Source organism: Ruegeria sp. CK3 (assembly GCF_056536565.1).
In genome coordinates this window covers 145,891-166,811 of record NZ_JBQFPV010000004.1, presented here as the reverse complement: position 1 = coordinate 166,811, position 20,921 = coordinate 145,891, and the positions used below count along the sequence as shown (strand labels likewise).

The window sequence follows — 20,921 nt, the reverse complement described above, 5'->3', positions numbered from 1 at the left end:
TTCTACTTACGCCGCTTCGTTGCTTAGATCTTTGAGGATGCTGCCCAGAATCTCATCACGGGATTTCTGCAATTGCAGACCCGCCATCAGCGCCGGATTCTGCCCCGCATCCTTCTCGGCCGTGGCCGAGATATTCAGCAGGGTTTCCTTCTGCTCGCGCAGGAAGTCGGTCAGGACGGCCCGCACGTTTTCAAGCACGGCGGCGACCTGATTTTCTTCGATATCCTTGGTGATCGAGTTCGCCTCGGACGCGATCAGACGGGTGTAATCGGATGCATAAGCTTCGAACCCCTTGCGCCGCTGCCACCAGCGCCGCCACCATGTGCTTTGCAGGTCCAGCGCGATGGTGCGACCGATCCCCAGCGGAGGCGGTACACGGGGCACAATCGGGGCTTCGATATTGAACTCACCCAGATGATTGCCAAGCAGTTTCTGATATAGCGCCTCTACATCCGCCGCGGCTGCCGAATAGAGCGCGCCGGCTTCCTTGCGCATCGAACGGGCAAAGCTGAAATACGCCGCTTTTTGCAGCGTCCGCAGCCCGGCAGGATCATACTGCCACGTACCCTGTTCACCATTCTGTTCAAGATGCGAAATCAGAGAGTCGGTGGCACGTTTGACAAAACTCGTCTCGGCCGAGTTCAAACGCTCCAGCACCTTGTCGCGTAGCTTGGCGGTCAGGTCAGCGGCCTTTTTGTCATACTCGGCGGAAACAGCGGCAATCGCATCTTCAGGCGACGCGCCGTCAAGATCGCGAACGACGCCCTCACCCCCGGACAGGGTCTTTGCGACTGCGGTGGCGCGAATCTGGCTGGCAATGTTGCGCGCCCGGTGACGCACGCGGTCCAGCAATCTGGCCCCTGCCCCTTCGGCGATGCGTTCGTTCATTGCCAGTAACAGATCGGGCAGGCCCGAAAGCGCCCAGATCTTGTCAAGCGACGGTGCCTGATCCCCGAACCCTGCAGCGAGGTAGAAGGTGTTCAGGGTCTCGCGCGATTCCTCGGTCAGAATATCCGGGTTGCCGGTCAAGGCCGCCTCGGCCCAGAGGGCGCTGCCGAAGACAACACTCGTGTTGGCGTCGATGTTGTTCTGTTTCAGCGTGTCCTGAATCCGGTCGCGGATCTCGGGCACCTGGTTAACCGGATCAGCCAGCTCGTCAATTCGGTTCACGAACAGGACGATCTGACGGTTTTCGAACTGGGCGATGATCCGCATCAACGCCATGTCCATCGTGGTCAGCGCCTGGCTTGCGGCCAGCACGACAACACAAACCTCGGACCCGCGCAGGCTGCGCAGCGTGATCTGCTCGCGCACCATGAAGGTATCGTTCACACCGGGCGTGTCACAGAGCTTCAGCGCAATCGGGTATTGCGGAATGTCCATATAAAGCTCGGCCGATTTGGTTACATCGGCGAACCGCCCGGTCTTGGGGTCGATATCCGGATCGTCCTCATCGCCCAGACAAACGTAGCGCTGGATCAGCTCTTCGTCGAAGTAATCGTACTGGTGACTTTGACCTAGGATCAGGTCGAAATGCTTGCCAAGACGTTCTTCTGATTTGGCCTTCATCTCACCGATCTGGCGGCGGATATCGTCCATTTCGTCATCCGCACCGGCGCGGTTGGCCAGCTCGCCCAGACGACCGCCGCCCACCATCAGGTTGTCCCATTCTTCCTGCTCGAAGAAGGTGAACTTGGATTTTGTGTCACCCGGCGGGCGCGTATTGATGTTCAGCGTCGTAACCACCGAAGTCCACGGGTTCACATCCGACGGTAGCAACGCTGGACGGCCTGCCAGAATGTTAACGATCGAGGACTTGCCTGCTTTGACCTGCCCCACCATCGTCACGCTGGCGGTGAAGTTCTCCATCCGCGTTTTGAGCGTCGCCAGACGCGCCGAGGAGCGCGCATCCGCCACCTCTGTCAGTTGGTCGATCTGCGATGACAACGACGTCATCGCCGACGTCATCGGCATCAGAGCTTCGTTGCCCACAGACAAAAGGTGGTCATTGCGCGCCATGTTTAGCCTCCGGTTCCTGTTGCCGCGATCCGGTGCGCGTGGTCCGCGCCTTGAGCCGGGATCCCGGTCAGGGTGTCGATACGGGCAATCAGGTTCAGGGCGTTGCCCAGAATCTCGGCCTCGGCCCGTGGTGTAATGGTTTCATAGCCTTCGGAATCTGCCAGAACCTCGATCGAGCTGAAGCGGTCGCCATTTTCCAGGCAGGCCACACGACGCCCGGTCGGAAAGCCGTCAGACTTGCTGGCGGGCAGCGGCATCCGCGCGTTTGCCAGCAGATAGTGCTGACCCGAATGGGTGCGCAGTGAAATTCCAAAGCCGGTATTGGGGTAGTCACGGTTCAGGGTTTTGAGTTCACCCAGAAAACTCTCACGTGCAAAGATGACGGCATCCTGCTCGTGGGCAGCGGAGTTGTTCGGATCGGTCACAGCAAAGAACCTCGAGACTGGAGTTGAGCAAAAAAACTCGTAAGGGCGCCTAAATGGCAGAAAAGACTCATTAACTCCTACGCGACCAAGAAGCCCGTTCAAGGCGGTGTTATTTTGACGCGAATAAGATATTTTGGCGTTTCAAATGTGGCGCCATTAAGGCGCACGATTCATAAGAATGCCTCAACCCCAACGTGTATGGGGTTCTCCTTCAAAAACATCTATCTCGCGACGAACCGCATGGTCTGCAAATTGGCAACTTTCGCGGACTATACCGCAGCGCTTGGCAAATACCAGCGAATCGCAATGGCGTTTTGTTCAAGCGCAAAAACTTGCCTTTGGATGGATTTTACCCCTCGCGCTGGCGGGAAAGCTTTGCTATCCAGCGCTCCAGTCCGACGCATAAGCGTCCGGTTGCGGGTGTGGCGAAATTGGTAGACGCACCAGATTTAGGTTCTGGCGCCGCAAGGCGTGGGGGTTCAAGTCCCTCCACCCGCACCACTGATATCCATAGGCGATAATTGTAGCGTTTCAGCTTGTACGCTCAGCTAGCTGTGCCCGCGAAACCAGAGGCCAGCCTGTTAGTTTCGCGACCCGAACCATTTGCGGTAAATCTCGTCATAGGTGCCGTCTTCGCGCAAAGCCAGCAGCGCCTGATTGACCTCTTCCACCAAGGGCGATCCCGTCGGGAAGGCTATGCCGTAGTTTTCGCGCAGGAATATCCCTCCGGTCATCGTGGCGATACGGCGACCCTCATGGGCGGCGAAATAGGACAGGACCGGGGCGTCGAAAACGACGGCGTTCAGGTCTTCGGCCTTGAAAGCGTCCAACATTTCATCAAGCCCGGGGTAGGCTACGTATTCGATCTCGCGCCGGTTGAGGAAACTGGCAGCCGTCGATCCCTCGATCGTGCCGACATTCTTGCCGTAAAGGTCATTGACCGAGTTCACATTTCCGGTGATCGCATCCACCGTCATCACACTTGTGATCCGGGCGGTGAAGACCGAGACGATGAACAGGGACGACACCACCAGTATGACGCCCAAAATCCGGCCAAAGGGCGTACGGGGCATCCTCTCTTCAAAGCCGCCATTGACGACCAAGTTCAGTGCCCACCAGAAGGATGGGAACCATGCCTCGTTCAATTTTCGGTCGAAATAGGGCTGCGCGCGACGTTCGAAACCCCACATCAGCATGCCGCCCCCCAGAAGGATGGCAAAGGCCAGGCCTATGGCAAAGAACAGCTCGGCCGACAGCAGCGCCTGCAGCAACGACGGCTTGCGCGCCGAATCCGAGGGCACCATGATCTGCAACCCGGCCTCGAAGATCGGCTGGCTGAAATCCATCTGCGTCTCGCGCAGCGCGGTGATCGAGATATTTGCGATCGCAAGATCCGCCGTTCCATCCTGCACGGCCCCCAGCATGTCACCGAAAGCCTCGACCCGGGTGACGGAGTACTCCCACTCCAGCGACTCGGCGAGGGCTGCCAGCAGATCCATGGAAAAACCAGCCTCGGCACCGTCCTCAACATAGGAAAACGGTGGGCGGGTCACCGTGGTGACGTTCAAGGTTTGGGCCAGGCTTTGCTGTGCGAGAACGGCGAAAGTCAGGCTGATCAATGCGTAAAAGGCGCGTTTCATGGTCAAATTACCTGTTTCGCCGCCCTGTAGCGCGATTGAGGTCAAAACAGCAAGGTCACCGCAGGGTAAAGCACCATGTTTTATTGGCGTCTCAACTCGACACATTGTGGGAATTACCGGGGGAATCTGGCGGATTGGGGTTGGCAATCCGGCCAATTCGTTGAATCTGTGCGGTAACCTGAACGAAAACCCAACCCCGAGGCCCGAAATGACGGACGCAGTTCAATTGACAGCGGATTTGATCCGTTGCCCATCGGTCACACCAGTTGAAGGGGGGGCTTTGGTCTTGTTGGAAAATCTGCTGTCAGATGCGGGGTTTGACTGCGCGCGGGTGGATCGCGGTGGCATCTGCAATCTGTTCGCCCGTTGGGGTGACAAAGGGCACGCGCGCAGCTTTGGTTTCAACGGCCATACCGACGTTGTTCCGGTGGGCGACGAGGCCGCATGGACCAAGCCCCCCTTTGGGGCCGAGGTACATGACGACGTTATGTTCGGACGCGGCACAACGGATATGAAGTCCGGAGTCGCGGCCTTTGCCGCCGCAGCTGTTGATTTCGTCCGCGACACGCCTCCCGACGGGGCCATCATCCTAACAATTACCGGGGATGAGGAAGGCGATGCGCTGGACGGCACGACGGCTCTGCTTGACTATATGGATCAGTCGGAGGAGCGGATGTCGGTCTGTCTGGTGGGCGAGCCGACCTGTCCAAACCATATGGGCGAGATGATCAAGATCGGTCGTCGCGGCTCAATGACTGCGTGGTTTACGGTGACCGGGGTGCAGGGGCATTCGGCCTATCCCCAGCGGGCGAAGAACCCTCTGCCAGCGATGGCGCGGCTGATGGATCGGCTCGCCAGTCACGAGTTGGATCAGGGCAGCGATCACTTTGATGCCTCTACGCTGGCCGTAGTGACAATCGACACTGGCAATGCCGCGACCAACGTGATCCCGGCGCAATGCAGCGGGGCGGTGAATATCCGCTTTAACGACCTGCATTCCGGGGCTGTCCTCGGCGATTGGTTGCTGCAGGAGGCCGATCAGGTGGCGCAAGACTACGGCGTTGAGATTGAGACCCGGATCAAGATCTCGGGCGAAAGCTTTCTGACCCCTCCGGGCGCGCTGTCCGATCTGGTATCTAACGCCGTTAAAGCCGAGACCGGCGTAACGCCCGAGCTCTCGACCACGGGCGGCACGTCCGACGCGCGGTTCGTCAAGAACCACTGTCCGGTAGTCGAGTTCGGGTTGGTTGGGCGGACCATGCATCAGGTGGACGAATGCGTCGAGGTGGCTCAGATCGAACAACTCAAGGCGATCTATACCCGCATCCTGAAAGACTACTTCGCCTGACGGGCTCAGGGGGCTGCGATTTTAGTCATGACGCCGTCGCACCGCCGTGCTAGGCCAAACCCATGACTCGCATCCCCACCAAGCAAGAGGTCCTGGATTGGATCTCGGCGAACCCCACCCTGACCTCGAAACGCGATATCGCCAAGGCCTTTGGCATCAAGGGCGCGGATCGGATTGATCTGAAACGCATCCTCAAGGAGCTTGAGGCCGAAGGACATCTGGAAAAGCGCAAGCGCAGCTATCGCGACCCGGACCGTCTGCCTCCGGTCAGCGTGCTGCAGGTGAAGGCCCCCAATGAGGATGGCGACCTGTTCGCGCGGCCATTGGAATGGCATGGGGAAGGGGTTGAGCCGATTGTTCTGCTGATCACTCGCGCCAGCGACCCTGCCTTGGGCGAAGGCGACCGGATTCTGGCCCGTCTGACCGTGGTGCAGGAAGAAGACCACAATTACGAGGCCCGCCTGATCCGCCGTATCGGGACCAATCCGCGCAAAATTGTGGGCCTGTTCCGCAAAGGGGCCGAGGGCGGGCGGATCGTTCCCATCGACAAAGCCAGCCAGACCGAATGGCAAGTGCCCGAAGGTGCGGTGCATGGGGCGAAAGATGGTGAGCTGGTCGAGGCCGAACAGGCGGGACCCAAATCCCGCATGGGCCTGCCCCGCGCCCGTATTGTCGAACGTTTGGGCGACCCGTCCGCGCCAAAGGCTGTGTCGCTGATCGCGATCCATCAACATGGCATCCCCGACGATTTTCCCGACAAGGTTATCGCCGAAGCGGACAAGGCCAAACCCGTTGGTCTGAAGGGTCGCGAAGACTTGCGGGACATGCCGCTGCTGACCATCGACCCCTCGGATGCGCGCGACCATGATGACGCCTGCTATGCCCATGCCGATGACGATCCCAAGAACCCCGGCGGCCATGTGATCTGGGTCGCCATCGCCGACGTCGCCGCTTATGTGCAGCCCGGCACCGCGTTGGATCGCGAAGCACGCAAACGCGGTAACTCCAGCTATTTCCCGGATCGCGTCGTACCGATGCTGCCGGATCGTCTGTCCGGTGATCTGTGTTCCCTGCACGAGGGCGTCCCGCGCGCCTGTATCGCCGTGCGGATGCAGATCGACGCTGAGGGCAACAAGATCGGCCATCGCTTCGTCCGCGGCCTGATGCGCTCGGCCGCGTCGCTGTACTATGCCGAGGTGCAGGAGGCCATCGACGGAAACCCCAACGACCGCACCGGACCGCTGTTGGAGACGGTTTTGAAACCGCTCTACGCCGCCTATGCCGCGCTGAAAACCGCGCGCGCAGCGCGGCAACCGTTGGAACTGGACCTACCGGAACGCAAGATCGTTCTGTCCGAGACGGGAGAGGTGACCAGCGTCGCCTTCCGCGACCGTTTGGATGCGCATAAGCTGATCGAGGAATTCATGATCCTCGCCAATGTCGCCGCGGCTGAAACGCTGATTGCGAAACGTCGCCCCTTGCTGTTCCGCGTCCACGAGGAACCCGCGCCTGAAAAGCTGGAGAGCTTGCGTGAAACGGCCCAAGCCGCTGGCCTGAACCTTGCCAAGGGTCAGGTTCTGCAAACCCGCCACCTAAACGCCCTGCTGAACGCGGCGGCAGGCACCGAAGATGCGGAACTGATCAACCTGACGACCCTGCGGTCGATGGCGCAGGCCTATTACAATCCCGAAAACTTCGGTCATTTCGGGTTGGCATTACGGAACTATGCACATTTCACCTCGCCCATTCGTCGCTATGCTGACCTGATCGTCCACCGCGCGCTGATCTCGGTCCATGGCTGGGGTGATGACGGTCTGACCGAGGAAGAAATCGCCCGGCTTGACGAAACCGCGACGCATATCTCGGACACTGAGCGACGCTCGATGATGGCTGAACGCGACACGACTGACCGCTATTTGGCGGCCTATCTCAGCGAACGTGTGGGCAATGAGTTCAAGGGCCGGATCAGCGGCATCGCGCGCTTTGGGGCCTTCGTGAAGATGGACGAAACCGGCGCGGACGGGCTGGTGCCTGTCCGATCGCTGGGGCGTGAGTTCTTCCATTTCGACCGCGAAGCGGGAACCCTCATGGGCTCGGACACCGGTCTGATCATAGCGATTGGGCAACGTGTCACCGTGCGCCTGACCGAGGCAACGCCTGTTACGGGCGGCTTGGAATTAGAGTTGCTTTCCATTGACGATCAGGCCCTGCCCCGAGGACGCGGACCGAAGGGACGCGCAACCAGGCGCAAGGCCGTGAGCACCAAGCGCAAGAAGGACAAAATCAAGCGCAAGGTCGAACGAAAACGGCGTCAGCGCTAGCCTTTGTCGCCGGGTTGTGACGACCCCTGTGCAAAGACCAGCAAGTCTCGCATGCGGTCGTTCAGGTGGGGCTCAATCTGTTGCCGCGCCCGGGCGATCCGCGCGCTTTCTTCCAACTTCCGGGACAGGGCGTCGATATCCACGCCGTTTCGACTCAGCCAGTGCTGCAGCGCCTGCTGATCAAGCAGGCGGTGTTGCTGCCGAAACTCTGATACTGCACGCACAAGGTCTTCGCCTGGCACGGGTTGCCCGGAGTGCTGGTCCAGCGCAAGAGCCAGTGCGTCGATCTCAGCGGCAAGGCGCAGCGCGTCGAACCGATCACCGGAGGCGGTCTTGCATCGTATGAGAACCTCGGGATCGTTAATTGGGTTATGTGACAGCACACCTGTCAGAAGGGTTTCGAACGCATCCGTATGCCGAAACTCGAAAGCTGGCGCGTCGGGTAGCGTGTCGTTCAGCCAGTCGCTCTCGGCACGCAGCAAACAGGCCTGAGCATCCCGGTTTTTCTGATCAATTCGACCCTCAGGGAGCCATAGCTTCAGGCGTTCTGCGGCGGCCGGGTCCAAAGCTGCACAGTCTTCCAGGAGGCTGTCAAAGCTGCGATCAGGATAGAACCTGCGACGGGCGGCTGCGACAAGGGCATCCGCCAACTGCCGCTCAACAACCTGCGCGGCGACAGCGGCTTCTAGAGTCCAGCGGATGTTCACCAGTGGCTCGGAAAGATTGGCAAAACCAACCTCTTCAGGCGCATGGATCAGGGCGACCTCATCGTCCGCCTCAAGCCGGAATTGGGCGAACGCTTCAAAGATCTCACCGACCCCGATCATGCCAAAACTGCCAAGCTCACACGCGCGCAGAGCACCGATCGAGGCGGCACCATAGACGGGGATGCCTTCGGACAAGGCCCACAGGATTTCCTTGTGGTAGACGGCAGGCAAGGCCTCGAAATAGCCATCCAGCAGGATGATGGCACGCGGGCGAGCAAGCGCTGCCTTCAGCAGATCGCCCTGCGCCGCAGGCCCAAGACGCCGGATCGGCAACCGGTCTTCCACGTCACACCGGCGCGGCAGGGAAGGACCGGCAAAGAGGACGATGTCACCTTGGCTCATGACACCTTCCGCGCGCGCGCTCCGGGGCGGTATCCGGGCGCGTAGGATGTACCTTCAAGCCCCGGCGCAATGACCCGCATGACCGTTGCGGGCAGGTCGGGAACCGAAAGATCAACGGCAACCGGCACCTCAAGCCCGGCCCGTTCTAGCGCGGCCAGCATGCAGTCAAGGCTATCACGAGGGGAGCGGACCTGATGAAACGGCACTCGATCGAACCGGTGTGGCGTGTCCGCCTCAACGATCTCGGCGCGCTGCGACCAGAGCGTTTCCGCATTACGCCGTGCTTCATAATAGTCGCGCGTGCGATCATCCCGCGCGCCTGAGATGAGGGTCAGCCGACTTTGCGCCGCTTCGGTCAGGGCACGAGACAAGGCGATGCCCCGCGCAGGGTGGCACCCTGCCCCCGAGGCCGCCTGCAAGCCACGTCTCGTGTCATCCTGACGGTCGATGATTGTTGCAAAGAATGCGGGAATTCCAAGGTCCGAGGTCACGTCCCAGATCGCGCAAGCCACGCCTGCGGCGTCGAACCTGTCAAGAAGCGCTTTGCAAGTCGGGTCTGTGACGGAGTGCAGATCGACCCGGCAGGACGCCATGTTGCTTGGGTTGAGCTTCCACAAAGTCACCGCATCACGCTCCAGCGTTTCGGCCAGAGCCTGACAGGTAGCCTCATCAACGCTGCTGCCCGAGGCGAGGCCGGTCGACGACATCAGAAAACACCCCAACCCGGGCTGCAGGGGCAGCGTGTAATCCATATGGACCAGCTCGTAAGGAACCCAGACCGAATGATCATCTGAGAGCGCCTTGCCCTCGGCCCAAAGCACGGATTTGCCGCGCGAAATAGGGTGATCTGAAATCCGGGGCAGACTCTCAAGATCAATCACGTTTTCCGACTTCGCCAAGTCATCGGCGCTTGCCAAACGCAGGGGCAAAACCGGAGTTTCAGCGCAGCTGAGCTCGACCGCCTCCATCAAGGCCGAAACCTTTGCATCCGCGATGGTCGCGCCTTTGCCTTGCGTCACGGCCAGAGACCGCGCATTCGGACGATGCGCGGTGTAGACGGGAATGCCGATGCAATCCAGGTCGGTCAGATCGGCCAACCGGGTGACGCCAAGGCGTTTCATATGGGGCAAGACGCGGTCCAGAACCTGTACGGACGGAACCGCGTGGGCAGGCGCTCGGTGCTGGTCTTCCCCCTCCTGCCCCATGTCTTTCAGCGGGGCTGATCCTAGCTGCGTGTGAATTTGTGCCTCTGTTTCAGCCCGTCGATATTGACCAGATAGCAGGTGCCTTCGGGTTCGAACTTGTCAGGCGGCAGGAAGTCTTTGGGCGGGATGGTGGCAAGGTTCACACCACATTCCAGAAGCTCTCGCACCAAGGCCCAGCCCTTGTCGTTCTGGTACTTCTCAGGATCAACCTGATAGGCTTTGTTGTCCCAGACCTCACGCGGGATATGCAACACTGTGCCATCATCGCTTGCAATAATCAGGTCGTGTCTAAAGTTCTCAATATCGCTTTCGGACATTATGTCTCCTCCACTCAATACAGGCACGTTCACTACAGCAAATCGAACCCGGTGCCGCAAGCTTTCCCTCGGGCCGGAGCATTCTTGCGCAAATGAGCCGTGTTAGAGGAACCCAGAATAGCGTGCAGCGTCGATCAACGCAGCGATGCGCTGTTTGATCAGGGGCATGTCGTCCGAGCCTGTCAGGGTGGCGATATCTGCCACGACATTGCGCAGCGTCTCGGGCAGGTTTTGCTGGCTGCTGTCCAGAAGGCGGGCGCACAGGTTGGGTACTTCTGACAGGTCTTTCTGAGTCTGGCTGGATGCAATCAAAGGCAACAGCGCGGACCATTCAAACGGGTAAGCAATCGAGGTCTTCTCGAACTGAACCATCGCGTCACGGGCCAGCTTGCACGCTGTGCTGTCTGCGCCGCGCTGCCAAGCCTCCCACGACAGGTTGGCGGTTGCCAATGCGATGTATTCATGCATTTGAAGTTCCCGCGCCAGCGCAATGCTTTCGTGAGACAGGCGCGTGGCCTCGGATGGGTTGTGCATGCGCCGGTAGACGAGGGATAGATAGGTCATGCAGCGCAACTCGATCTTGCGGTGACCGGATTGGCGCGCGGCCTCCAGACCAGCGCTCATCGCCTCTTGTGCCTGAGGCAGGCGGATGCAGTGCAGATTGACAAACCCAAGGATAAACATGGCCGAGGCAACTATGGCGAGGTTACCAGTTTCCTCAGCCGCAGACACATAGTTCGATGCGGTTTCAATCGTGTCCTCGGTCGGATCATAACGCGACATTCTTAAGTCACGCAGCACCAGTTGATCGAAATACTCGGCGCGTTGTTCGGCGGTCATGCTGCCCACATCCTGCGCCAGTCCAGCCGCCAGTTGAGACATCGCTTCGCCGTCCCCACTCCAGTAGTGAACGTTTAGCGTATTAAGCTGGATGTCGATCCACTCCCGCAGCAGCTCGGCGTCGTCCCGCCACGCGGTTTGATCCAGCGCGGCCTCGGCGGCGGCAAGTTCGGCCAGTGATCCCGCGCGATCCTGTTGCAAGGCATTGCCGGTCAGACGGTGTAACCGAGCAGTTTTCCGCGGGTTGTCTTGAACCAACCCTACGGCCTCACGATAAGCCGCAACCGCGCCGTCAAGGTCGTGAACCAAGGTCAAGACGGTGCCAAGCTGTTCCAGCAGATCGGCACGTTCCGGCAGTGTGCCGGGGTGTAACCCGTCCGAAAGGGTGACCTGTTCCAGATGGTTCAACGCGGATTTGAAATAGGCCGTGGCCTCTGTATTCGCGTAGCGCGAACTTGCCTGCTCCGCCGCTTGCTGGAAGCACCGTGTTGCTTCCGCATGGTTGCCGGACAACCCCCAATGGCTGCCCAGAACATGGGCGGGCGTGATTTTGCGAAACCGCGCACCAAGTACAGCCGCAATACGCGCATGCACCATTGCACGCACGGATCGCAGCATGGTCTCATACGCTGCATCGCGCATCAGGGCGTGACGGAATGAGTATCTGCGAGCCGCAGCCGGGGCGGGAACAATAATCTGCGCCGATACCAACGTGTTTAAATGAGCCGACAGCGCATGATCGGATTCATCAATCACGGCAGACAGAACGTCGAAGGAAAAATCCCGACCAATGGCCGCAGCCGTCTGCAGTATCCGGCGGGATTCGGGGTGACGATCAAGGCGGGCGACCAACAACTCGTTCAGCGTGGTCGGTACCGCCGTCTCATCAATCGAGGTGCCGCCCCCATCGGATCGGTCAAAGACCCCGGTTTCAATGAACGACTTGGAAAGCTCCTCTGCAAAAAGCGGCACCCCGTCGGACCGATCCGCGATCAATTCCAGCACCGGCATCGGCACCGGTTTCAGATCGTAGACATGCGCCGCAATCTCACCGATTTCCTCGTTGGACAGCCGGGTCAGTTCGATGCGCGTATTGACCTCCCACGCGGTTTGAAACGCGGGCCTGCCGGTCAGCAGCACCATGACCTGCTCATCTTTGAACGTCTCAAGCAGCCGTCCCAAAAGCTCTTTTGTGGTCGGGTCGATCCAGTGAAGGTCCTCGAAGACAACCAGCACTTTCTTGTCGCGCACATACCATTCGAACAGAGCAATCAGCGCCTGAAACGTCATCTCTTTCCGTCCCAGCGCATCAAGCGGCAGCGTGGTGTCGCGCCCGTGTTCGCGAAACTGCATCAAGGCGTCCGCCAATGAGGCTGTCTTGCCCGGATCCAGGGTTGTAGCCGAAAAAATCTGTTCCAGCCGCTGGGCCGTGTCCTCGGCCGAAAGCTGCCCCCCGCCCAAAACCATAGACCAGATTTGGTTCAGTACCGGATACAAGGCGTCATTGGTGTGAAAGGGCGAGCATTGAAAGCGCAGAACGTCGCCCTCGGCCTCAAGCACATGCGATACGAACTCTTCCACCAGTCGAGACTTACCGATCCCCGGCTCACCAGAAATGAGCGTCGACCGCGGTACGCCCTGCTCGACCCGCTCCCACGCGCTATCCAACTGGGCCAGTTCAACCTTGCGATTGATGATCGGCAGCTTTTCTTTTGACCGACGCTTGAAATCGGGGGTAGGGCCGTCCGTTGCGCCTTCGACGCGCCAGATACGCACCTCGCCGCGGAAGCCTTTCAATTTGTGATTTCCCAGATCGGTCAGATCGAATTTGCCTTCGACAATCTTCTTGGTTTCATCCGAGATCGCCAAGGTGCCCGGTTTTGCCATCAACTGGATACGGGCAGCCAGGTTGGGCGCGCGCCCGACGGCCTGATCCTCTTCGATATATGAGTTGCGGATCAGGTCTCCGACAACGACATTGCCCGTTGCGATGCCAATGCGGCAATTCAGCTTAACCCCATGCGGCCGCCCCAGAAAGTGCATCGAGTCGGCGATGCTTAGCCCCGATCGGACCGCCCGTTCGGCGTCATGATCATAGGCCTGCGGCCAGCCGAAATAGGCCAGAACGCCATCTCCCAGATACTGCGCGACAAAGCCGCCATACTCCTCGACGATCTCGGTCACGGCGCTTTTGTAGCTGGTCAATAGGGTCGAAAGCTCTTCTGCATCTAATTGTTCGGACAGTTGGGTCGAGCCGACAAGATCCGTAAACACCACTGACAGCTGCCGTCGCTGTTGCGGCGCGACCGAGTGGCTACGATCCGCCTTTTCCGCAAAAGGGCCTTTTGCCAGGTCCGACGCCTGCCCGCTGCGCAGCAAGGCAATCGCGTTCAGCAACTGACGGCGATGGCCAACCGATGCGATCCCCATATCCCTGAGGTCTTCTGCAGTAATCGTCGGAAGCAGGCTGCCGTCCACATCATGATCATGAAACGCCGAGATGTAGCGCTCCATTCCAAGCGCGCGCAGCCAATCGTCGAGATCAATTGCCATCGTGTTGTTTCACCATTCACCCTGCCAACGGGCACTTACGGCACGACTGAAACACACCAACCGCCCGCATGAAGCGCTGCAATCTGAAAGAGAGCGCAAAAAACAATTATCATCATGATACCGATTCCACTATCCTCGGAATCGCAACATTATCAAGGGGAAGAACGTCGTCGTGCCCAACTCAAGAAATTTGCTTATCGTCGGAACCGGCAATGTCGCCAACGCGCTTGCGCGCCGGTTTTCTGCAACGGAACATGTGGTTCACATCGGCTCGCGGGATGCCGAACGGGGGGCCGAGGCTGCGGACCGACATGGTATAAAAGGTGGCCTTGCAACCGATCTGGTTCAACACGCCGAGGTTGTGTTCATCGCCGTCCCGTTCACGGCGCTGGACGATACATTGGAGACTCTGGGATCGCTGGAAGGCAAGGTGGTGGTCGACTGCACCAACCCCCTGACCGATGACTACATGGCTCTGACCCTGGGGCATACCACATCCGCAGGTGAGGTTTGCCAGTCGAAGCTGCCGGGCGTTCCGGTCGTAAAGGCCTTCAACGCGATCTTCGCGGATGTCGTTGACTCGGATCCGACCTATGGCGGCATCCGCCCTCAGGTGTTCCTTGCCGGGGACGATGCTAGGGCAAAAGAAACGGTGGCCGAGTTGGTGCGTGCCATCAATTATGACCCGGTCGATAGCGGGGCGATGCTGAGTGCACGGTATCTGGAACCTCTGGCCGAGTTGATCATTCAGATGGCCTATGTTCAGGGCGAAGGCACGCGGATCACGCCCGTCATCCTGCGCTCAGACGCATAATACCGCTTGAATACCCGGAGAAGCAGGCAGGCTAGGACGCCCTGCCTGCTTCAAAGGTATATTGCAAAAAGCGGCCTACACCATGCGTCTGGGCTGGAGCTTCGGACGGCCAATCCTTGACCTCCGACGTGACAGCCTGACTGACCGTGTCACCTACAATACGGTTCTTTCTAGTTTCGTGAAACTCTTTCGCTCAGAAGGGGTACAGGCTTTCGGCAATATTGGGCCAAAACGGCAAGCTGTCCTGACCCAGGAATAAACGGTGGAGCCTTCTGGACAGTCGTCAGCTATGCGAACAATCCGGCCTTTAGCGGCTGCAGCGAGCGTGCCGACGCCCACACCACAAAATGCGGAAGTGGTACGGTACAGCGTCATTTCCCGATAGCGGTCATCGAAAGCTGCCAAATTGGTTCAACTCGAAACTGATCTTTCACTGCATTTGTGTCGGATGTCTTAGTTGCGGAACATGCAGTCGCGGACAAGCATTCGGATCATCGGCACAACCATTTGATGACAACTCTCTGCTGTCATTGAGGTCCGGCTGACTTTCGGCCAGCGCAGACAATTCTGTTTTCTTAATCTCCGCGAATTCTTGCAGAATTGCGCAAAGCACTCCGGCAAGCGTCCAGGGACCGCTTTGCAGCAATTGGCAATTCGCGACTGCGGGTCGAAATGAGTTTATCGGTTTGGCTTGCGCTAAACGTATGAACTATGTGCTTCTGCACGACGCTGACCACGTTGGCCTTTAAAACGGCTACATTTTTTCTTCACAGGGAAACGCGCTCCAAAGGCTTTTTGAGATTGCTGAACCAGCACTCTCCCCCCATGTCTCAGGGTGATCCGAGATATAGTTCACCACGATGTCACGCATTTGGTGGTTCGGCAGTCTAGGAAAAACACACCTGCCGGAGCGAAGCGGATCAGAAAACTCTTCTGTATTCTCAAATGGCTCGCTTACCAAACCTTTTGTGGTTCGGGCAATGTGCCAAGTCGTGTCTCTTCCTTCGCGATATCCGGCCATATACCCCATACAATAGCCCAGTTGCAGCGCATCCCCGTCAGTGCAGATATCGGCAAGTGTACGGCCATCCATTTCGGCAGCGGCTTGCGAAACAATGCTCGATAAAAGCACTGCTGCGGCTGAGTTTAGAATTCTGGCTGTCATTTCACGCCTCCTTACTTTCAAGCATTTGCCAGAAGTAGCGGCATTTCTCGGAGACCTCATTTTCGATCCCGAGTTGTAGATGTTTAACATAATCTCGGCATTTCCGCCTTGACGCAGATCATATTCGTGGAACTTTGACGTCCTTTAATGTCTACGCTTGGGAAATGTGCCGCATTGCTACGGTCTATTCGGCGTAGCAATGCAGCAGTGAATTTGGCCGCGTCAACATCAGGCGATTTGTTCTGCAATTCGGACGCTAGCGCTAAAAATTCGCTGCGCTCTTAATCAATGACCGCTTCTTTGTCTAAAACGCAGCTGGTGGGGTGGCGGAAATTTTATGCGTCGGCGAAATACTGGACAACAGCACTTCCAGTATGGGCTCTCTACCAAAATTCTCTACGGTCCTCCGCCAAGTATATCTTCAGCTCGACACCAATTTCACCAAAATGGAATGTTAGGCGGGGCGACTTAGGTGAAAAAGCCCTGAGTTCCAGTTCCTGCAAACATTCAAGCAGATCGAATGCGTTTGAAACGCGTTTATCTACGATGGTAGAAAACCGACCCACGTGCCCAAAGAAAATGACTGAAACAAGGTCATTCGACCGCACTGATAGCGCGATTGGCCCTGAAAGCTGGTTCAACGCATCAAGCGTCGCCTTCCACCAAAGGTTTGGGTGCTGCTCTGACCAGCCGGGGTGTTGCGAAGACGTTGTATTCCCCATTGAGGACGTCGCGAAAATTCGATCAAACAAGCTTAACCGCCGATGTCCTGGTATCAATCCCGAGATACATTCAAACCCGGCGCCTGCAGAAATACACGGAACTTGACTGGCTATTGATCTTTTTAGCGCGCGCAAAGAATATGTAAAAGTAAGATAAGATCAAAGCGGCTGTGATCCGCAGGCAGACTGGCATGACCAAAATCAAGAATATGGAAGAGTTCGCGGCGCTCAGCGGAATCTCGCGGCCCACTGTGTCCAAATACTTCCACGATCCCGATAGCGTTCGCCCAACGACAAGAGCGCGTATCGAAGAGGCGCTGGAGCGGTTTGACTATCGCCCGAACATCTATGCGGTGAACCAGAACCGTAAACTGACCAAGAATATCGGCATTGTCGTGCCCTATCTGGCTGATCCGTTCTTTGCTGAAATCGCTCGGTATCTTGAACAAAGCTGTATTGCAGCCGGGTATCGTCCGTTCCTTTTCAGCGCTCACGGTGAACAAAAGCTGGAAAACGAAATCCTGGACGGTTTGCAATCCTTGAAACCTGCGGGCGTGTTGTTGGCGCCTTTGGGGCGTATCTCTGACAAGTCAGCGATCGAGAAATTCTGTGCCAGTGTGCCGACGGTTCTGTTCGACAGTAACCTTGACGGTTTGGGCGCGGCGTTTATCGGGTCCGACAATTTCAGCTTTGTGTCTCAGACCGTGGAATACATGACCCGCACTGGCGAGCCGCCCTCATTCTTCGAAATGCGGACACCTGCAAACCCCAACGCCAACAAACGGCGGAAGGCATATGTCGAGGTGATGGAGCGCCTGGGTTTTGAGCCGCATGTGATCAAAATCGAAGGCGCTGGCTGGGCCTTTGAGGAGATTGGTCGACAGGGTGCGCTCAAAGTTTTGGATGAACGCAAGTTACGCACGGATTCGGTTTTGTGCAGCAATGACCGATTGGCGATCGGCTTTCTGGCAGCGTGTTTTGAACAGGGGATTCGCGTCGGGCGGAAAGAGGATTGCGCGCTGCGTGTGGCCTCGAACGACGATCATCCCTTTGCAAAGTTCACATGCCCCTCACTGACAACCGCGGCGCATGACTATGACAATGTGGCGGCCCGAAGTGTCGAAACGCTTTTCGAACTCATTGAAAACGGAGGGAAATTTGAGAAGCGGACAGAAACCCTCTTCCCGGCACGATTGGTTCTCAGGGAATCCGCATAGCGCCAAAAATTAACGCGCGTAAAGTTTTTATTGACGCCGCGACAAATCTTGAACTAGTCTTTCTGCACAGCATCCAAGCTCAGGGAGGACAGGGATGTACTTGAAACACGCACTTCGTGCGGCGACAGCTTTGACGTTCGTCGCGACGGCCGCGGCCCACGCACAATCCATCACGATCGCCACAGTAAACAACGGCGACATGATCCGGATGCAGGGCTATACCGACAAATTCACCGAAGCGACGGGTATCGACGTCGAATGGGTGACGCTGGAAGAAAACGTACTGCGCCAGCGCGTGACCACTGACATCACCACCAAAGGTGGTCAGTTCGACATCATGACCATCGGCATGTACGAGACCCCGATTTGGGGCGCAAATGGCTGGCTGGTGCCGCTTGACGGACTGTCCGAAGAGTACGACGTCGGTGACATTTTGCCGGCGATGTCGGGCGGTCTAAGCCATGACGGAACGCTGTATGCGGCGCCGTTCTACGGCGAAAGCTCGATGATCATGTACCGTACTGACCTGATGGAAAAGGCGGGCATGGAAATGCCCGAGGCGCCTAGTTGGCAATTCATCAAAGAAGCAGCGGCGGCGATGACCGACAGAGACGCCGACATCAACGGCATCTGCCTACGTGGCAAAGCCGGTTGGGGTGAAGGCGGCGCGTTCATCACGGCGATGTCCAACTCCTTCGGCGCGCGCTGGTTCGACGAAGATTGGAAGCCCCAGTTCGATCAGCCCGAATGGTCTGACACGCTGAACTTCTACGTTGAAATGATGACGGAATCCGGTCCGGCAGGCTATGCTACCAACGGGTTTAATGAGAACCTGTCATTGTTCCAGCAAGGCAAATGCGGCATGTGGATCGACGCCACTGTTGCGGCGTCATTCGTGACCAACCCGGACGACTCAACCGTCGCGGACAGCGTTGGTTTTGCGCTGGCACCCGACACCGGATTGGGCAAACGCTCCAATTGGCTTTGGGCTTGGGCACTGGCCATTCCGGCCGGTACACAGCAAGAAGACGCAGCCAAGCAGTTCATCGAATGGGCAACGTCTAAAGACTATATTGAGCTGGTTGCTGAAAACGAAGGTTGGGCAAATGTACCGCCGGGTGCGCGCTCCTCTTTGTATGAGAACCCGGAATACCAGAAGGTTCCGTTTGCCAAGATGACGCTGGACTCGATCCTGTCCGCTGATCCAAACAACCCAACGGTCAAACCTGTCCCATACGTTGGTATCCAGTTCGCTGCGATCCCAGAGTTCGCGGGTATCGCGACACAGGTCAGCCAAGAGTTCTCGGCAGTCTACGCCGGACAGCAAACGGTTGAGGAAGCACTTGCCAAAGCGCAGGCCTTCACCGCCGAAGAAATGGAAGCCGCAGGGTACTGAGGCATCCTCCCACGCGGGCGGGCAGAAGAGCTGCCCCCCCGCTCACCCCTTCCACAACCCACATTTTTCTCGCAGGCTAAGCTACGCCTGAACAGAGAGGGTTTGCGTAATGGCTACTCAACATTCCCGATCCGTCGCGCGCCTGATGATGGCACCTGCAGTGGTCCTGCTGCTTGGCTGGATGCTCGTGCCCCTGACGATGACGCTGTATTTTTCCTTCAAGAAATATCTGCCCCTGCGCGGTGGCGATCTGGGCTGGGTCGGCTTCGACAACTACGTCCGGTTCGTATCGTCCAGCTCCTTCTGGCCCGCGGTTCAGGCAACGCTTGTGATCGTCGGAGGGGTTCTGGTCATCACCGTTATCCTGGGCATCCTCCTGGCGATGCTTTTGGACCAACCGATGTGGGGTCAAGGGGTTGTCCGCATCCTTGTGATTGCACCCTTCTTCGTCATGCCCACTGTGTCCGCGCTGGTCTGGAAGAACATGTTCATGGATCCGGTAAACGGCCTGCTGGCCCATCTGTGGCGCTTTTTCGGGGCCGAGCCGATCTCATGGTTGTCCGAGGCGTCGATGACCTCAATCATCATGATCGTCTCATGGCAGTGGTTGCCTTTTGCGACCCTCATCTTGCTGACCGCAATCCAGTCGCTGGACAGTGAGCAGTTGGAAGCGGCCGAGATGGACGGCGCGCCGGTCCTGAAGCGGTTCTACCACATCATCCTGCCGCATCTGAGCCGCGCGATCACCATCGTGATCCTGATCCAGACAATCTTCCTTTTGTCGATCTTCGCCGAGATCTTCGTGACCACCGGCGGCGCATTCGGCACCCGTACACTCACCTACCTGATCTTCCAGCGTGTGCTGGAAAGCCAGAATGTTGGTCTCGGATCAGCCGGAGGTGTCTACGCAATCATCTTAGCCAACATCGTTGCGATCTTCTTGATGCGCATCGTCGGCAAGAACCTGGACGCGTGAGGAGGTAAGAACATGGCCCGCGCTGTCACAACCCGCCGCAAATCGCTGAATACCGCCCTCGCTTGGGCCGTTGGTTTGCTGATCTTTTTCCCGATCCTCTGGACCATCCTGACCAGCTTCAAGACCGAGGCACAGGCGATCGCCAGCCCACCGCTGTTCCTGAACTTCAACTGGACGTTGGAAAACTACGCCATCGTGCAGGAACGGTCCGATTACATGCGGTTCCTGTGGAATTCGGTCATCATAGCCGGGGGCTCGACTATTCTGGGCGTCATCATCGCCGTCCCCGCTGCTTGGGCGATGGCCTTTGTGCCGTCCAAGCGCACCAAGGACATCCTGCTATGGATGCTGTCCACCAAGATGCTGCCTGCGGTCGGCGTTCTCTACCCGATCTACCTGCTGTTCATTCGGTTGGGCCTGCTAGATACACGCGGAGGACTGGTCGTCGTCCTGATGCTGATCAACCTGCCGATCATCGTCTGGATGCTGTACACCTATTTTCGCGAAATTCCGGGTGAGATCCTGGAAGCCGCACGGATGGACGGGGCGACGTTGAAAGAAGAAATTCTCTATGTTCTCACCCCCATGGCCATCCCCGGTATCGCCTCGACCGTTTTGCTGAACTTCATTCTGGCGTGGAACGAGGCGTTCTGGACCCTCAACCTGACCGCCGTCGACGCGGCTCCGCTGACAGCGTTCATCGCCAGCTATTCCAGCCCCGAAGGCCTGTTCTTTGCCAAGCTCAGCGCGGCCTCGACCATGGCAATTGCACCAATCCTGATCCTCGGCTGGTTCAGCCAGAAACAACTTGTCCGCGGCCTGACTTTCGGCGCTGTGAAATAAGGAACACGACA

15 protein-coding genes and 1 tRNA gene are annotated in these 20,921 nt (G+C 58.0%); 8 read left to right on the top strand and 8 right to left on the bottom strand.

Annotated features, from left to right (window positions below; genetic code table 11):
* Positions 1 to 6: 6 nt before the first annotated feature.
* Both ACR0C3_RS06715 and ACR0C3_RS06710 read right to left on the bottom strand, forming a co-directional pair.
* Complete coding sequence (locus tag ACR0C3_RS06715) at positions 7 to 2,019, bottom strand: dynamin family protein (protein ID WP_480757818.1); 2,013 nt, start codon at positions 2,017 to 2,019, stop codon at positions 7 to 9.
* A gap of 2 nt (positions 2,020 to 2,021) precedes the next feature.
* Positions 2,022 to 2,444, bottom strand: a complete 423-nt coding sequence (locus ACR0C3_RS06710) for a hypothetical protein (protein ID WP_170459901.1) — start codon at positions 2,442 to 2,444, stop codon at positions 2,022 to 2,024.
* A gap of 416 nt (positions 2,445 to 2,860) precedes the next feature.
* Between ACR0C3_RS06710 and ACR0C3_RS06705 the strand changes: the two genes are divergently transcribed.
* Positions 2,861 to 2,945, top strand: a tRNA-Leu gene (locus ACR0C3_RS06705).
* Positions 2,946 to 3,025: 80 nt separating this feature from the next.
* Here ACR0C3_RS06705 and ACR0C3_RS06700 read toward each other — a convergent pair.
* Entirely contained in the window at positions 3,026 to 4,084 is a 1,059-nt protein-coding gene (locus ACR0C3_RS06700; protein ID WP_480757817.1) for a transporter substrate-binding domain-containing protein, read from the bottom strand.
* Positions 4,085 to 4,292: 208 nt separating this feature from the next.
* On the opposite strand from ACR0C3_RS06700, the gene dapE reads away from it, so the two are divergent.
* Together dapE and rnr are read left to right on the top strand one after the other, a co-directional pair.
* A complete protein-coding gene (gene dapE, locus ACR0C3_RS06695) occupies positions 4,293 to 5,432 on the top strand; it encodes a succinyl-diaminopimelate desuccinylase (RefSeq protein ID WP_480757816.1) in 1,140 nt (379 codons plus the stop codon).
* 62 nt (positions 5,433 to 5,494) lie between these two features.
* Complete coding sequence (rnr, locus tag ACR0C3_RS06690) at positions 5,495 to 7,753, top strand: ribonuclease R (RefSeq protein ID WP_480757815.1); 2,259 nt, start codon at positions 5,495 to 5,497, stop codon at positions 7,751 to 7,753.
* On the opposite strand, the gene ACR0C3_RS06685 is transcribed toward rnr, so the two are convergent.
* The 4 genes from ACR0C3_RS06685 to ACR0C3_RS06670 form a co-directional block, all read right to left on the bottom strand.
* The gene (locus tag ACR0C3_RS06685; protein ID WP_480757814.1) at positions 7,750 to 8,862 is read right to left on the bottom strand and encodes a TfuA-like protein; all 1,113 of its coding nucleotides are present in this window, start codon (positions 8,860 to 8,862) and stop codon (positions 7,750 to 7,752) included. The two genes, rnr and ACR0C3_RS06685, sit on opposite strands and share 4 nt — an antisense overlap.
* Positions 8,859 to 10,067: a YcaO-like family protein gene (locus tag ACR0C3_RS06680; RefSeq protein WP_480757813.1), complete on the bottom strand. Its 1,209-nt coding sequence runs from the start codon at positions 10,065 to 10,067 to the stop codon at positions 8,859 to 8,861. Before ACR0C3_RS06680 ends, ACR0C3_RS06685 begins: the two co-directional genes overlap by 4 nt.
* 20 nt (positions 10,068 to 10,087) lie before the next feature.
* Positions 10,088 to 10,384 carry a hypothetical protein gene (locus ACR0C3_RS06675; RefSeq protein WP_419739375.1) on the bottom strand — a complete coding sequence of 99 codons (297 nt, stop codon included), beginning with the start codon at positions 10,382 to 10,384 and terminating at the stop codon, positions 10,088 to 10,090.
* A 102-nt stretch (positions 10,385 to 10,486) separates the two neighbouring features.
* Positions 10,487 to 13,777 carry an adenylate/guanylate cyclase domain-containing protein gene (locus ACR0C3_RS06670; protein ID WP_480757812.1) on the bottom strand — a complete coding sequence of 1,097 codons (3,291 nt, stop codon included), beginning with the start codon at positions 13,775 to 13,777 and terminating at the stop codon, positions 10,487 to 10,489.
* Between the two features lie 172 nt (positions 13,778 to 13,949).
* On the opposite strand from ACR0C3_RS06670, the gene ACR0C3_RS06665 reads away from it, so the two are divergent.
* The gene (locus ACR0C3_RS06665) at positions 13,950 to 14,591 is read left to right on the top strand and encodes an NADPH-dependent F420 reductase (RefSeq protein ID WP_480757811.1); all 642 of its coding nucleotides are present in this window, start codon (positions 13,950 to 13,952) and stop codon (positions 14,589 to 14,591) included.
* Positions 14,592 to 15,345: 754 nt separating this feature from the next.
* Here the strand turns inward: ACR0C3_RS06665 and ACR0C3_RS06660 are convergent.
* Positions 15,346 to 15,756, bottom strand: a complete 411-nt coding sequence (locus tag ACR0C3_RS06660) for a Rap1a/Tai family immunity protein (protein ID WP_480757810.1) — start codon at positions 15,754 to 15,756, stop codon at positions 15,346 to 15,348.
* A gap of 913 nt (positions 15,757 to 16,669) precedes the next feature.
* On the opposite strand from ACR0C3_RS06660, the gene ACR0C3_RS06655 reads away from it, so the two are divergent.
* From ACR0C3_RS06655 to ACR0C3_RS06640, 4 genes are all read left to right on the top strand, one after another.
* Positions 16,670 to 17,695, top strand: a complete 1,026-nt coding sequence (locus ACR0C3_RS06655; protein WP_170375753.1) for a LacI family DNA-binding transcriptional regulator — start codon at positions 16,670 to 16,672, stop codon at positions 17,693 to 17,695.
* Positions 17,696 to 17,789: 94 nt separating this feature from the next.
* Positions 17,790 to 19,091 (top strand): ABC transporter substrate-binding protein, encoded by a 1,302-nt coding sequence (locus ACR0C3_RS06650; RefSeq protein ID WP_170471559.1) that lies wholly within the window; start codon positions 17,790 to 17,792, stop codon positions 19,089 to 19,091.
* A 109-nt stretch (positions 19,092 to 19,200) separates the two neighbouring features.
* Positions 19,201 to 20,067 (top strand): carbohydrate ABC transporter permease, encoded by an 867-nt coding sequence (locus ACR0C3_RS06645; RefSeq protein WP_170375757.1) that lies wholly within the window; start codon positions 19,201 to 19,203, stop codon positions 20,065 to 20,067.
* Positions 20,068 to 20,079: 12 nt separating this feature from the next.
* A complete protein-coding gene (locus ACR0C3_RS06640; RefSeq protein WP_068333782.1) occupies positions 20,080 to 20,910 on the top strand; it encodes a carbohydrate ABC transporter permease in 831 nt (276 codons plus the stop codon).
* The last annotated feature ends 11 nt before the right edge of the window (positions 20,911 to 20,921 follow it).